Raw genomic sequence first — 15,640 nt, 5'->3', positions numbered from 1 at the left:
TTTCCGGTGCTTTCAACCTCAACAATTAATAAATTCCCAATCTTATTAATCCATCTTCAATAGTAAGTCTTTGTACTCTACTTTCATCGGTGGTCCTACATGGACTTGAACACCCAAAAAGCCTTTTGCCGAAAAGTTTGCAGGATCATCGTCTACAACCTCACTCATCAAAATTCCATTGACATAGTGTTTTAAAACATTCCCTTTGGCCACGATATGAATATCATTCCAGCCTTCGAAATTGATTTTCTTCTTCAGCTCATCTCGATCACCTAGTTCTTCGGTCACATGGAGACCTTTCCATGCATTTCTTTCTACATAATCTCTCAAATTCCCATTTGGACTAGGCTGAGGTGTGATTTTAGTCTTCTGTCCACGATATGCCAAAGTGGTGCGCTTACGCTCCTCATAATTCTGACCGGTATAATTGATCTTTCCATCGATATCAGCTTGGTAACCTTTGAGTGCATAAGGAACATCTTCCACCATATCACTTCGATAGTTGATCCCTGAATTCCCGGATTCAGAAATTCTAAATTTTGCTTTCAGCTCAAAATCTCCCGGCTGACCTCCCTGCCAAATCAAAAAGGTATTGGCTTTTAACAGGGTCTCGGGTGTGATCAAGCCAACTATTGCTCCATCCTGAACAGACCAATAAGTAGGATCTCCTTTCCAGCCATCCAGCGATTTTCCATCAAAAATGGATTTAAAACCAGATTGGTCTTCAGGAAAGACTGACTCAGTATTTTTGGCTGGAATCATGCTCATCAATAAGCCAAAAACTATTGTTGGCAAGATTCCAATTAATAAATAATTTACTTTTTTCATTTTTAATTAGTCTTCTGAATTGGACGTACCTTCTTGAAAGACTGGGCTATCTGGATTTCCACCTGAAACTAGATAGGCCATCAAGTCTTTCAACTCTTCTTCATTTAATCTATTGATCATTCCTGGAAGCATGATAGAAACATCAGAAGTTTTAACTGCCGATACACTTGATTTTGGAACAGTCCTGATCGTCTCAGGAGCAAATGGATTTTGCGAAACATAATAATTTGCATCATCCTCATTTGTTACTCTTCCCACCACAGAATTCCCATCGTTCAACACCAATGCAGTTGCAGCATATTGATCAGAAATCACTTTACTCGGATTAATAATTGCATCCAAAATATCTTTGGGTGAAAAACGAGTTCCCAGTTGTGTTAAATCAGGACCGATAATTCCTCCTTCTCCTTGCATGGTATGGCAAGACTGACATAAAGTAGCTGCGTACATTGCTTTTCCTTTCACATAATCCCTTCCCGATAGATTTTCCACCAATGGCTCAGCTTCTTCTAAAGTCCACCTTCTTCCTGGGCCTTCAGGCTGAATATCTGATTGGACGATATCATTTCCATTTCCTGTCAATAGCGCTGCCCCCGACATCTCATCATATTTAGCCATTTCTGAGGAGGCGACATGAGACAAGGCCATTTTTCTAGCTCTATCCACAAATCCTACATAACTTCTACCGCCTTTATAATTGAAGGCATTTCTGATCCAAGTAAAATATTTATCATGCAGTTCAGGAGTCCAGCCCTTTTCAGCACCACCTAATACAACTGCTAGATAGGTTTGTTGAGCAGGAGGAACATTCGCCAGCATATTGGCAATATCCATTCCATATTGTGGGTTTCTCATGATCAGGTCAGAGGATGAGGTAAATGTCTTTTGATAATTCTCATCATCTTTTGCATTATCAAGTAAGGCAATTGTTTTGCTTACAGCATCAGGTGCTCCTGTATATGAAAGCAGCTTAGCCAATTCTCTATCCAAATTATTATTTCCTGAAGGGTAATTAGGATTTAGGTAATCAATAACTTTTGGGAAGGAAGCTTTGGAAGAGTTTTCAAATCTGAAAAGCGTTAATTCAATTGCTCTCAAAATATTTTGCTTCCCTTTCTCGTCCAATGAGCCATAATCAATACTTGTCAACTTATCCAACAATGGCGTTGCATCACTGGCATCCCCATGTCTAGCAATAGCGATAGCCGCTTGAATTGCGACGTTTGGATCTTCTTCTGCCAATGCTTTAGCTTTCCATTCGCTTATCGGCTGGTGTTCTACGGCTACTCTTGCAGCATACTGAACAAACCGATCTTCATGACCAAGATAAGGCCAGGCTTCTTCTATCGCTCCCGCCTTTGGGCCACCACTATGGTAAGCTTCCAATTTTCTTCTAATATTATGCTCTTCTGTAAGCGTTTGCTTTGAAACTGTTCCAGCTGCCTCATCTCCATCATAATACACTCGGTACAGATCAGACTCCAACCTTCTACCTCCTGTAAGGAAATACATTGATCCATCAGGCCCAAATTCACCATCTGTTAAGGGCAGAGGAGATCCTGAAATAAATTCTTCTGCTTTGGCATCGTAATAACCTCCTTCAGGAGTCAAGGTGGTAGCGTAGATAATTCCAAAACTCCAATCAAAAGTGTAAAGAGCTTTTTTGTATTTATCAGGAAAATTAGAATTGGTTCCAAACATCACGTTGGTTGGTGATCCCTGTCCAATATTCAATGCTGCAGGTAAGTTGTCAGGATAATTCGGAGACCATTTCTGATTACCGGTTCTCCACCCAAATTCAGCTCCACTTGGCACATAACAAATTCTTGTTGGTCGATACCAAGGCATTCCAAAATCCCATTCCATATCAGAATCATAGGTAAATAAATCACCGTTCTCATTGAATGCGATATCAAATTCATTTCTGAATCCGGCAGCAAAAAGCTCCCAGCTCTTCCCTTCAGGATCCGTCTTTGCTATCCAGCCTCCAGGAGCCATTCTATTGTTTGCGTGGCCACGTGGATCTTTAATTTCTGGAAAAAGATTATCTCTGTCCCAAACATTTGGAAGTCTATAGCTGTCCATTTCTGGAACATCTACATGGTTACCAGCAGAAATATAAATCGATTGACCATCAGGTGATAAAATCATACTATGAGGACCATGCTCTCCTGGATCCCCACTAAAAAGTTTGATCATTTCAACTTTGTCGTACTGATCATCCCCATTGCTATCCTGGATTCTATACATTCCAGTAGTTTTTTCAAACTCATCATTCCCCCTATGATTCACCATAACATACACGGAGTTAAATGCATAAAGCAAACCTTGAGCATATCCCATTCCCAGCTTGCCCCCAGTTTCATTTCCTACTACTAACTTTTCTACTTTAGGAGCTAATGAATCTGATCCAATGGCAGGTATGGTCAATCTATAGAGCCCACCATATTGATCTGCCGTGATCATTCGACCCTTGTCATCAAAGGTCATGGCAACCCAAGAGCCTTGGTCATTTTCACCAGGACTGTAAATATGTTCTGCAACAAACCCCGGAGGCAATTTTAATTTTTCAACCTTCGGGTGTAAAGGTTTTTGTTCTTCTTTTTTGGCACAAGAAAAAACTCCAAATACACATAGGGAGTACATCAGAATTTTGGCCAAATGATTTTTATGATTCATAGGATAAATGGGAATAAATTGAATTGATAATAGTTAAAGAACTTAATCAAAGAACAAATTTTCCGTAAGAAATACACGGATAAATACAAGAACGGTAGTATAAAGTAATTGACCCCTGCCTGTAACAATTTCTTGCTACGAGCAAGGGCAACCACCAATCTATCTATCTTTTAGAAGTAAGGACTGAGATCAGACTCAGCAGCAGGGTATGCATAAAACTTACTTAGGTTTGTAAATGCATTTGATCTTGGAACGGCACCTTCAATTGGAGGATAGTAATAGTCCAGAGGATTGGCAATAATTCTCTGTCCATATGGTCTAATAATCTCTTCAATTCTATCCGTTCTCTGTATATCAAACCATCTTTTGTTTTCAAAAGCTAGCTCTACTCTTCTTTCTTTAAAGATCGCTTCTCTCAATTCTGCTTGTCCTGAAGCAGTGGTAGCATCAAGACCTGCTCTCTCTCTTACTTGGTTTAAATAGGCAGCAGCTTCTCCAGACTTACCTTGCTCATTTAGTATTTCAGCCATAAACAATAAAACCTCTGCATAGCGATAAACCACCCAGTTGGTACCGGTGTTATTGTGCTGAGAATGTTGCTTTGCGTGTTTCTTGATATATGGATAAGTCTTATCATCCCTGAAACTTCCAGACAAGAACACATAACCAATCGAAGCCTCTTCTCTTAAATCACCTTCTTCATAAGCCGCAATAATATCTGGAGTAGGGATATTATTTCCTTCTCCATCTATGTTTTGAGGATTACTTGTGCCCATGATTGGCTGCAATTCATCTGCACTAATAGGTCTTGGCATGAATTGATAGATAAAATTACCATTCAATCCCGCTGCACCCTCTATAAACTGAACTTCGAAAACAGATTCAGAATTGTTTTTATTAGAAGTATTTCCAGGGAATGCCATCGCATAATCAGCCATTAGCATATATTCTCCACCTGTCACAACAGGAGTTAGAACTTGCTCTGCATCAGACCATTTCTTCTGGTTTATAAATACATTCGCTAGCAAAGTTCTGGCAGCTCCTTCCGTTGCTCTTCCAGGCTCTTGTGCTGATTTTTTAGGAAGCAAAGGAATAGCTGCCTGTAAATCTTGCTCTATCTGCGCATAAATTTCTGATTCAGGAGAAAGGTCCAAAGCTGCTTCTTCTCTAGTAGCTACCGGAGTCAAGTGTAATGGTACACTTCCAAAATACCTTGCTAATTCGAAGTAGGCATAAGCTCTTAAAAATAGAGCCTGACCTTTGACATTATCTTTGGCAGATTGGTCAAATTCAACATCATCGATGACAGCAAGAATTTGATTTGTTCTGGAAATAATCAAATAATCCTGTCTCCATTGGTTCAGAACATGGGTATTTGCCGAAGTCCCGTTGGATTCAGGAATAGAGAAATCCGCAATATCTTCTTGGTTATCCGTAGCACCAAATAGTACATTTCTGGCGTAATAGGTGTTATCTGAGTGCATTTCCCCTAAAAGCCAAGCCCGATCATTTATAATCGTTCTAAGCGGAACGTATGCTGCATTGACAGCTTGCTCAAAATCATTTTGATTCTTAAAAAAGGTAGCAGAACTCAATTGAGTTTCAGGTACTACCGTTAGAAAATCTTCACAGCCAGTCAATAAAATACATGCTACTGCAAAGCCTAATATATGTTTTTTCATTTTTTCTTCAGTTTGATTTTTACTAATGAGATGGGATCAATCAAAAGGTGATATTTACACCAAATGTGATAGTTCTAGGAACTGGATAACCAGCCAAATCAATTCCTGGGCTTAAGTTTCCACCATCTCCCTGGCCATTGTTCTGCATACTAACCTCTGGGTTAGACCCACCCCAATACTTGGTAAAAACCCACATGTTTTGTCCTGAGGCATAAAGACGAGCAGATTTTATCGCTTTTGGTAAATTCGTGAAATTATACCCTACTGTAATGTTTCTAATTGTGAAATAAGAAGCATCCCAAACAAAATTACTGTTAGGCCAGTCACGCTCAATACCGGTTACGTTACCTCCACCGACAGTAGTACCAAAAATTCCTTCACCAGGATTTTCTGGAGATCTGAAACGGTCTGCAACTTTAGCCACCATATTAAATACCCCATCTAGGTTAGCTGTGGAGTAAAGGTGTCTCATATACAACTGATTTCCATGAGATCCTGATGCTACGATACTTGCATCCCAATTCTTCCACTTGAAGTTGTTAGTAAAACCGTAAACAAAATCAGGGAAAGGATTTCCGATGATTGTTCTATCATCATTATCACCTCCATAGGTAATCACACCATCACCATTAATATCAGCAAGCTTAATACTACCAACTGTTGATCTACCAGGAATCACTGGAGAATTTGCCAAATCCTCTGCATTGGCATAATTTCCTAATTTCTGCAATCCATAAAACTGGCCGAATGGCTGTCCTACTTGCGTGATATGTGCATATCCATAAACTCGGTCGATTCCATCAGCAAGTTCTAATACTTCATTTCTGTTGATGGATAAGTTAGCATTCGTAGTCCATCTAAATTGTCCAGTTGTATTCACGGTATTGATCGTGAATTCATGTCCCCAGAACTTAATTTCACCGATGTTATCATTGAAATTCGTGAAACCGGATTCTTGTGGTACCTGAACCGCATACAATAAGTTGGTGGTGTTCTTGGTATAGTAATCATAACCAAAAGTCACTCGATCATCCCATAGGCCTAAATCCAGTCCAATATCAAATTGAGCTGTGGTTTCCCAACCAAGATTGGTATTGCTTAAAGAAGTAACTGCTGCACCTGGCACTACATTGTTATCAAAGGCTGCGTTGATGGTATTATTCACCAAAGCATATTGAGTGTAGTTACCGATATTATTGTTACCTGTCACCCCGAAACTCGCTCTTAATTTCAAAAAGGAAACAGTTGAGCTAGTATTTAAGAAGCTTTCATCAGATAAAACCCAACCTACAGATGTAGAAGGGAAAATACCCCATCGATTATCTTCTCCAAATCTGGAAGAACCATCACCTCTCACTGCCGCGGTAAACAAGTACTTACCTTTGTAATTATAGGTCAATCTTGAGAAAATAGAAGTCAATGACCATTCGTCTACATCAGAAAGTGTCCCACCTCTATTGATATTGATTGCTCCCTGAATTGTTGGAAGCCGATCATCTGCGTAGGTATCAGCTTGAATTCTAGTTCTGTCTCTTCTAAACTTTTGATTAGAAAAACCAGCCAATACTTCAAAGTTATGATCACCAATATTATTAGTGTAAGTCGCAATGTTTTCATTCAACCATGATAAGTCTCGATAATTATCTCTGATCGAAACTGCAACTGTTGGGATTGAAACGTTAATTCTGTTAGTTGCTGTAGAAGGGTTAAAGAAGAAATAATTTGAATTTCTAATTTCTGTATTAAAGGTCGATTTCAAAGAAAGCCCCTTAATTGGTCTCCATTCAGCATAAGTATTTGCCAAAATATTTACCCTCTTTGTCTGATTGGTAATTTCGTCGGCAGATCTCAACCAGTTTGGATAGGCGAAGATATTTCCTGTCTCAGCTGGGAATCGATTGAAATAAGTCAAGTCGCCATTTTCATCATAAATATCCATCACTGGCCAAGTGTGAAGGGCATTGAATAAAATACCTGTTCCTCTAGAACCATCCGTTTGTGGAGTATTGTCTACGATGTAGCTTGGTGCCACATTCAAACCAATCGAAACCTTGTCAGACACAGTGTAATCTGTGTTCATTCTAATAGAATATCTCTCATAATCTGTATTTCTAACTACCCCTTTTTGATCAAAAACACCTGCTACGATCGCAGTATTTACTTTTTCCTTATTAGAAGTAATAGTCAGGTTGTAGTTAGTAATTGGTGCAGTTTCCAACATGGCACCATACCAATCGTTGTTTTTATCTCTAAAATCCGATGGGTTTTGAAAGATTGCCGGTACTTGCTGTCCTGCATCTTCATAATATTCTTTCTTAAACTGAGCAAACTCCTCAGCATTTAACATTTCAAGTCTTCCATTTTCAGGAACCTTTTGAAAACCTGTGTATACATTCAGATTCACATTTGTCTGACCAACTTTCCCTTTTTTAGTTGTGATCAAAACAACGCCATTGGCGGCTCTTGAACCATAAAGAGAAGTAGAAGCTGCATCTTTCAAAATTGTAATATCCTGAATTTCGTCAGGGTTGAGTGTATTGATATCACCTGTAATCGGGAAACCATCCACTACATATAAAGGGTCACTACCTCCTGAAACAGACAATTGGCCACGGATTCGGACATTCATTCCTTGTCCTGGTTTACCAGTTGTCTGGTTGATCTGAACACCAGCAAGTTTACCTTGTAATTTTTGAGCTGTGGTAGTTACCGGCATATCCTTCAATTCATCTTCACTGATGGTTTGAATAGCTCCGGTCACTTCCTTTTTAATTTGACTACCATAACCTACCACGACCACCTCAGATAGATCTGACATGGAAGATTCGATGGTTACATCGTAATTGGTTTTTCCAGCTTCAACGGTTACTTCTGAAGGAGTATACCCTATAAAGGAAAATACTAACACATTTCCTGGAGAGGCTTCAATATTAAAAACACCATCAATATCGGTGACGGTTCCTACCTGCGTTCCTTTAATCATCACGGTTGCACCTGGTACTGGCTCCCCCGTTTCATCTATGACTGTTCCACGCACACTTGAGGACTGTGAATAAGCAGTTAGATTAAAGGATAGAACAATAAACAGAAGCAAATAAAAATGCTTCTTACATAATAGATAATGGTTCTTCATAGAATTTTGGGTTAATGTTAACAAGCGGTAATTTCTTTGAATTAAGCATTAATACACACAACACCTATCCTGTCGCATCCTGAAATAAGAAATTATATTTCGCTAAAAAACAACAGGACAGAACAGGATAGATATAGCTGTTTTATGAAGTATTTAAAATTATATAAGAGTTATTATATAAAACTTAAAAAAACAGCTTCATCAATATCAAAATTCACATTTAGAAAATTTATCAAAACTTTAAAAAATACAATCCCCTAATTACCAACACTTTTCATCATTCTCAAGAGTTTTATTGAAAATAACTAAACATTATTTTTTCTCTGAACTTCAAAACATATTAAAATATCAACCCTATACCATTTATAATCATTTTTTTCCTTATATAAACACAAATAACAATTAACAACACAGTATAGAACAGGATAGCGAGCAAACATTTTGCTCCTAAATTGATTGTTTACTTGCATCTCTTATTTAAACCCAAAATAAATGACAATAAAAAATAATGAATTCAACCATGTCAGCTTTTTATGGGATGATAAAAAAGCTGCCGAAATGGAGGGAAATGAAGTAGACCTATTGATCTATAGATCCAATATCCTGGGAGCTGACCTGCGAATCACCAATTACGGTGGGGGAAACACCAGCTGTAAAACCTATGAAGCAGATCCTCTTTCCAAGGAAACCGTGGAAGTGATGTGGGTCAAAGGTTCCGGTGGGGACATCGGTACCCTCAAAAAGGCAGGTTTGGCCGGACTTTACGTAGACAAGCTCCGAGCTCTCAAAGGAATCTATCGGGGGATTGAATTTGAAGATGAGATGGTGGGACTTTTTAACCACTGTATCTACGACCTGGACTCCAAGGCCCCTTCCATCGACACCCCTTTGCACGCATTTTTGCCTTTCAAACATATCGATCACCTGCATCCTGATGCAGCCATTGCCATTGCCGCTTCCAAAGACGGGGAGAAGATCACTCAGGAACTCTGGAAAGGTCAGATTGCCTGGGTACCCTGGCAGCGTCCGGGCTTTGACCTGGGACTTCAGCTCAAGCAGGCTCTTGATGAGAATCCGGGAATCCGCGGTATCATGCTCGGTGGACACGGGCTCTTCACCTGGGGTGACACCTCCTTTGAATGCTATATCAACAGTCTGGAAGTAATTGAAACGGCTTCCGCTTATCTAGAAGAAAACTACGGGAAGAACAGACCGGTCTTCGGCGGAACCAAAGTAAGCTCTCTACCTGCAGAACAGCGTGCCTCTCAGGCAGCGCTACTGGCCCCTGTGCTTCGTGGTCTTGCTTCTTCAGAAAAGAAGATGGTCGGCACCTTTGCTGATACAGAAGTGGTGTTGCAGTTCATCAACTCACATGACCTGGGCAAACTCGCTCCTATGGGAACTTCCTGTCCGGATCACTTCCTGCGTACCAAAATCTCTCCGCTGGTTTTAGACATTCCTGCAGACACAGATCTTTCGGATCCGAATGCCCTGAAGGCTGATCTGGAAAAAGAATTTCAGGCTTACCGCGAGCGGTATGCCGAGTATTACGAAAAGCATAAGCATCCCAATTCTCCGGGAATGAGGGATCCTAATCCTGTCATCATCTTATGGCCGGGTGTGGGACTCTTCTCCTTTGCCAAGGACAAGCAGACTTCACGGGTGGCTTCTGAGTTTTACATCAACGCCATCAATGTCATGAGAGGTGCCGAAGCTGTTTCCTCTTACGTTTCCCTACCCTTACAGGAAGCTTTCGACATCGAATACTGGTTATTGGAAGAAGCCAAGCTTCAGCGTATGCCTAAGGAAAAGCCATTATCCAGAAGGATTGCCCTGATTACCGGAAGTGCCGGAGGAATCGGAAAAGGAATAGCAGAGAAATTCATCCAGGAAGGGGCCTGCGTCGTGGTGACCGATATCAATGCGGACAGACTTGCAGAAACCGAAGCTGAGATGATGAAAAAATATGGAAAAGACGTCTTCCTTGGGGTAACCCTGGACGTGACTGATCCAAAGAGTCTCCAAAATGCCATGCAGGCTATCTGTTTAAAATACGGGGGAATCGACATCATTGTAAACAATGCGGGTATCTCCATCTCCAAGGCTTTTGAAGATCATACCGATCAGGACTGGAACAAGCTTCTTGACATTTTGGTCAAAGGGCAGTTTGAAGTTTCCCAGGCCGGAGTAAGCATCTTGAAGCAGCAGGCATTCGGAGGAGATATCCTGAACATCGTCAGTAAAAATGCCTTGGTGGCTGGACCTAAGAACGTTGCTTACGGAACGGCAAAAGCAGCCCAGCTGCACATGTCCAGACTCATGGCTGCCGAACTGGGACCTGAAAAAATCCGTGTCAACGTGGTCAACCCCGATGCGGTAATCGAAAACTCAAACATCTGGGAAGGTGGATGGGCCGAAAACAGAGCCAAAGCCTATGGCATCGAAGTCAAAGAACTCCCTGCTTACTATGCCAACAGAACCCTGCTCAAAGAATCCGTGAAAACTTCGGATATCGCTGATGCTGCCTTTGCCTTCGTATCCGGAATGCTCGATAAAACAACTGGAAATATGCTCAATGTGGATGGTGGGCTAGCGCCTGCTTTCCCGAGATAATTCATCGGTAAACCATAAAAAAGCCAACATTAGAGTTGGCTTTTTTTATTTCACTTCATTGGACACCATTATTTTATAGGAGAAAATGGCAAAGGCTTAAAAAATGTAGCATCAACTTTTTCTACAATCTTTCCATTTTCTTCAGAAGCATCTCTTGCTTTTACCCAATCAGGATCTTTTAAAAAGGCTTGAAACGCTGCTTCAAATGATTCCTGATCTTCATGTCCTAAAAGATATACCAACTTAGATTGCCCTCCATCCTTCTCTTTGGATATCCAATAGGGATAATTTTTCAAGCCTTGTCTTGCAAACAACTCTTGAGTATGATCTTTAAACCTAGCGATTAAGTTATCCAACTTCCCATCAAAACAAGTGTAAATCCGTAGTTGAAAAATCCCACTATTGTCTGGAATAGGAGAAGAATTTAATCCTGGAGCCAAAGTCATAAACGTTTGATCTACTCTTGAAACTAAAGGACCATCAACCCTAGATTCACTGAATACTTTTTGCCATTCAGGATCATTCCCAAATTGCTGCCACATTTGATCCCTAGCAGCTTCATCAGGGTAACCCAAAATATAGGTCAAGGAATTATCTTCATTTTCAGTTGGGACCAAGTAAATAACATTCTCCATCCCAACTCTTTCGAAAATACGCATGGTATGATCTTCAAACCTTTTGATCAAAGCAGGAAGTTTACCGGGATTAGCATAATATTTTCGAATTTCGAAGTATGTCGAATTAAGGGTTTCTCCTTGCTGTGCCATAGAACAAAAACTACTTAAAATGAAGAATAGAGCAATCGTCAAACGTAATTTCATAGGTTATTTCTTTAGGGTTTGTTTTATTATTTCTTCCAGGCTTTTATGAGTCCTGGCAACATCACAAGGGAAATGATCAATAAGCCAAAGGATTCTCTGGACTCTTCCATAAAATCATTTTTCATGCTAAGATTATGTTGCTCCACTTCTTGGGAAACCCAGCTTCCAACTTCCCCTTGCCAATAGAGCGCTGCTCCAACCAGACAAACTACCACCACCACTGTCAAAGGAATTTTCGGGAAAATGCCTTTAAATCCTAACAGGCAAAAAATAATTGCGACAACATAAACACTTACCCAGAGTTCCGGATCGGGGTCATTAATCTGCCAATATGCAAAAAGAGCGAATAATACCGCCCAGATTCCATAAAACACTTTATTGAAAGTCATAAGTAAAATGGTTTTTGATCAAATCTACTGAAAACCATCAAAATTACTTATTTTAATGCTGCAAACGGTTTAGAAATTTCAAAAGAATATTCTTGAGGGGTTAAAACCACTATTTTTACTACATGCTAACTTCGTTAAAGAGAATTTTAACATTCGCTTTCTTCCTCTTACTAAGTGTAGGTGCATTTGCCCAATCGGGAGACACAACGGCCAAAGACACGATCAACAGCACGCTAGCTGACAGCCTCCAAAAACCGAAGGTATACCCAGTGGTATTTTATGAAGACACCTTGTTTTACATTGGAGCAAAGCTAGGCCCTTTTTCACAAGAGGAAAGGGCTACTAATTTTTCAAATAAACTAGACCTTTTACTCGATGCTGAAAGTCTAGACACCACCTTGTTGAGCTTGAGCCAAGATGAGGTTGCAATTGAAATCTTACATGGAGATATCATCTTAGGGAGCGTAACGGCTCAGGATGCTGCATTTATAGGTAATGATCAAGAAGAGATCGCTGAATTCTACATCCAATCAATAAAGGATTCCTATGCTGCAAATCATAATAACAGATCCTTTATTCAAAATTTAACCAGAACAGGCTTACTGATAGGGGTGATTATAATAGTCATCTTGCTGGTAAGATTCATCAATAAAGGTTTCAACAAATTGATTGATTTTATCCTAAGGAGGTGGCATCATTATTTTAAAGGGATCAAGGTCAGAGACTTCGAGCTGCTATCAGCAGAAAGGGAAGAAAGGGTATTAAAAACTCTCATGAGGGTGGTTAAAATTCTGCTTATCATAATCCTATTATATCTCGCCCTTCCCTTAGTATTTAGCATTTTCCCTACTACCAAAAGACTGGCCAGCGTTCTCCTTGGATATGTAACCAACCCATTAGTTTCCTTTTTCTATTCCTTTTTCAGCTATCTACCTGACCTATTTACCATTTTAGTGATCGTCGTAATCACCTATTACATTGGTCAGTTTATCAGCTTTATTTCTGAAGAGATCGAAAGAGGAAATCTTCGATTACCAGGTTTTTACCCAGAATGGGCTAAGCCGACATTTAATTTGGTTAAAATTATTGTTTTTGCCTTTTCTTTTATTGTCATATTCCCCTACCTCCCAGGTTCAGATTCTCCTGCTTTTCAAGGGGTAAGTGTATTTTTAGGCTTATTGATTTCCTTAGGCTCATCATCAGCCATCAGTAATATCATCGCCGGCTTAGTTATTATTTATATGCGGGCATTTAAAATTGGGGACAGGGTAAAAATAGGGGATACAACGGGCGATGTGATCGAAAAAACGATGCTTGTCACTCGCTTACGAACCATAAAAAATGAGGAAGTAACCATTCCTAATTCGTCAATTCTAAATGGAAACACGATTAATTACTCCGTAGAAGATCATGGAGCCGGTTTGATTTTACACAGCACTGTGACCATAGGCTATGATGTTCCCTGGAGAAAAGTCCATGAATTACTGATCGGGGCGGCACTGGAAGTTGAAAGTATCATCAAAGAACCCAAGCCATTTGTACTTCAAACCAGCCTTGATGATTACTATGTCAGCTACCAGATAAATGCATATACTGCAAACACAAAAATAGCCGCGAAAAGCTATTCCGATTTACATGCAAATATCCAAGATGCTTTTCAAAATGCAGGCGTAGAAATCATGTCTCCACATTATCGCGCACAAAGAGATGGTAATGAATTAACTATTCCACCTACCTATATTCCTGAAGAGAAAAAACCCGAAAAAGAAGAAAAGAAAGCTGAAGAGCCAAAGGGAAACTCAGAATCACCACCGGAGGATGATTCTATTCAAGGAATGGACGATGCCACTTACTCTTAAGTTGTACGAGATTGAAAATTCAGCAAGCCGAAACAGAATTAGATTTAGTAGGAATATTAGACCTTCAAAGGGAAAACCTATTGCAAAATATTTCTGAAGAAGAGAAAAATGAACAAGGGTTTGTCCGAGTAGAACATAATTTAGAATTATTATCTAAACTCAATTCCATAGAGCAACACCTTATAGCCAAGAAAGGAGATCAAGTGGTGGCTTATGTTTTAGCTATGACCAAGACCTCAAGAGCAGATGTTCCTATGCTCGTCCCAATGTTTGAACAATTTGATAAAATACAATTCAAAAACCGGCCTATCAAAGATTACAATTACATAACCGTGGGACAGGTATGCATTGGAAAAACACATCGAGGTCAAGGACTATTCTCCCAATGCTATCAAGCTTACAAATCCTTTTTTGCCAGCAAATATGATTTTGCTATCACAGAAATCTCACTTTCCAACCTCCGATCTTTAAAAGCCCATCAAAAAATGGGATTTGAAACGATTCACCTGTTTAAAGATGAATTTGAAACCTGGGCCATTGTATTATGGGACTGGACAGACCTTTAGATTTACTTCAATTGAATCCTTAACAAGTCCATATCTGCGGTCATGTACAAGTAATTTTCATCCGCATCAAACGTACAATTTGAAGTAGCTCTTTCTGTCTTTATTGTCCCTAAATGCTTTCCTTCCGGGCTAATGATCAAGATGCCTCCTGGCCCACTTGCAAATAAATGTCCTGAAGAATGAACCGCTAGTCCATCAGGTAAACCTGGATTATTCATGCCTACAAGCTGAGTGACATCCAAAATCATTCTTCCTGCAGAGACATTCCCATTTTCATCCAGGTCATATTGATAGTACCTAGCTTGTTTTGGGTCCGATTGGGCGATATACAAATGCTGGTCATCAGGACTCAATCCTATTCCATTAGGTCTGGCTAAAGAGTCGATTTGCAGAGAAACATTCCCCATAAAATCCAGCTGATAAACTCCTTGAATATCTAATTCTTTTGTATTCCAGGGATCCAAACCATAAGGAGGATCTGTAAAATAAATAGCACCTCCTTCATTAATCGCTAAGTCATTCGGGCTATTAAATTTTTTCCCTACAAAAGTATTTACCAAAATCTCATATTCTGCCTTAGGCTGATTAATTGAAGAAATCATTTTACCGATCTGTCTCTCTCCATGCTGACAAAGAATCAAATTCCCTTCAGCATCCAGCATTAAGCCATTGGAACCGGGCTCTCTTTTATTTTCTTCATCTCCAAGATACCCTGAGGGCTCTAAAAACAATTCCAAACTATCTTTCTCCGTCCATTTCCAAATTCGATTTTGTGGAACATCCGAGAAAAGCAGCGCATTCTGATCGGCTAACCAAAGCGGACCTTCGATCCAATCAAAGCCCGATGCCAAAATTTCAATTTCAGCCTCGTTGGGTATTAGTCCATCCAGTTCAGGCAGGAGCCTTTCGATCGATCCAGTAGTTTGATAATTAGTTTTTGACTCTTTATCCTTATCAAGGGTTGAATTTTCAGATTCTGTTTTTGGGCTGTTACAGGAAAAAATCAACAGTGAGCCAAAAAGCAATATCAAGAAGTTTTTCATAGGTTTTTCGGGTTTCATTAGAACCTT

At 39.8% G+C, this 15,640-nt stretch carries 10 protein-coding genes; 3 read left to right on the top strand and 7 right to left on the bottom strand.

Annotation, left to right across the window (positions count from 1 at the left end; all coding sequences use genetic code 11):
• Window positions 1–45: 45 nt before the first annotated feature.
• The 4 genes from ALPR1_RS05710 to ALPR1_RS05695 all read right to left on the bottom strand — a co-directional run bounded on the left by ALPR1_RS05710 (window position 46) and on the right by ALPR1_RS05695 (window position 8,322).
• Complete coding sequence (locus ALPR1_RS05710; RefSeq protein ID WP_008199106.1) at window positions 46–828, bottom strand: 3-keto-disaccharide hydrolase; 783 nt, start codon at window positions 826–828, stop codon at window positions 46–48.
• Window positions 829–834: 6 nt separating this feature from the next.
• Window positions 835–3,507, bottom strand: a complete 2,673-nt coding sequence (locus ALPR1_RS05705) for a c-type cytochrome (RefSeq protein WP_008199105.1) — start codon at window positions 3,505–3,507, stop codon at window positions 835–837.
• Window positions 3,508–3,677: 170 nt separating this feature from the next.
• Entirely contained in the window at window positions 3,678–5,189 is a 1,512-nt protein-coding gene (locus ALPR1_RS05700; RefSeq protein ID WP_008199104.1) for a RagB/SusD family nutrient uptake outer membrane protein, read from the bottom strand.
• Window positions 5,190–5,229: 40 nt separating this feature from the next.
• On the bottom strand, window positions 5,230–8,322 hold the full coding sequence (locus ALPR1_RS05695) for a SusC/RagA family TonB-linked outer membrane protein (protein WP_040302588.1): 3,093 nt from the start codon (window positions 8,320–8,322) through the stop codon (window positions 5,230–5,232).
• Between the two features lie 492 nt (window positions 8,323–8,814).
• Here ALPR1_RS05695 and ALPR1_RS05690 point away from each other — a divergent pair, with 492 nt between their 5' ends.
• The gene (locus ALPR1_RS05690) at window positions 8,815–10,935 is read left to right on the top strand and encodes a bifunctional rhamnulose-1-phosphate aldolase/short-chain dehydrogenase (RefSeq protein ID WP_008199100.1); all 2,121 of its coding nucleotides are present in this window, start codon (window positions 8,815–8,817) and stop codon (window positions 10,933–10,935) included.
• Between the two features lie 68 nt (window positions 10,936–11,003).
• On the opposite strand, the gene ALPR1_RS05685 is transcribed toward ALPR1_RS05690, so the two are convergent.
• On the bottom strand, window positions 11,004–11,756 hold the full coding sequence (locus ALPR1_RS05685) for an NIPSNAP family protein (protein WP_008199098.1): 753 nt from the start codon (window positions 11,754–11,756) through the stop codon (window positions 11,004–11,006).
• A 26-nt stretch (window positions 11,757–11,782) separates the two neighbouring features.
• Entirely contained in the window at window positions 11,783–12,145 is a 363-nt protein-coding gene (locus ALPR1_RS05680) for a transmembrane 220 family protein (protein WP_008199096.1), read from the bottom strand.
• A gap of 122 nt (window positions 12,146–12,267) precedes the next feature.
• Between ALPR1_RS05680 and ALPR1_RS05675 the strand changes: the two genes are divergently transcribed.
• The gene (locus ALPR1_RS05675) at window positions 12,268–14,004 is read left to right on the top strand and encodes a mechanosensitive ion channel family protein (RefSeq protein ID WP_008199094.1); all 1,737 of its coding nucleotides are present in this window, start codon (window positions 12,268–12,270) and stop codon (window positions 14,002–14,004) included.
• 11 nt (window positions 14,005–14,015) lie between these two features.
• A complete protein-coding gene (locus tag ALPR1_RS05670) occupies window positions 14,016–14,570 on the top strand; it encodes a GNAT family N-acetyltransferase (protein WP_008199091.1) in 555 nt (184 codons plus the stop codon).
• Between the two features lie 2 nt (window positions 14,571–14,572).
• On the opposite strand, the gene ALPR1_RS05665 is transcribed toward ALPR1_RS05670, so the two are convergent.
• Window positions 14,573–15,631 carry an SMP-30/gluconolactonase/LRE family protein gene (locus ALPR1_RS05665; RefSeq protein WP_008199090.1) on the bottom strand — a complete coding sequence of 353 codons (1,059 nt, stop codon included), beginning with the start codon at window positions 15,629–15,631 and terminating at the stop codon, window positions 14,573–14,575.
• Window positions 15,632–15,640: the final 9 nt, after the last annotated feature.

The organism is Algoriphagus machipongonensis, assembly GCF_000166275.1.
In the GTDB taxonomy this organism is placed as follows: domain Bacteria; phylum Bacteroidota; class Bacteroidia; order Cytophagales; family Cyclobacteriaceae; genus Algoriphagus; species Algoriphagus machipongonensis.
The sequence above is the reverse complement of the archived record's forward strand: the minus strand, read 5'-3'. Positions and strand labels throughout refer to the sequence as shown.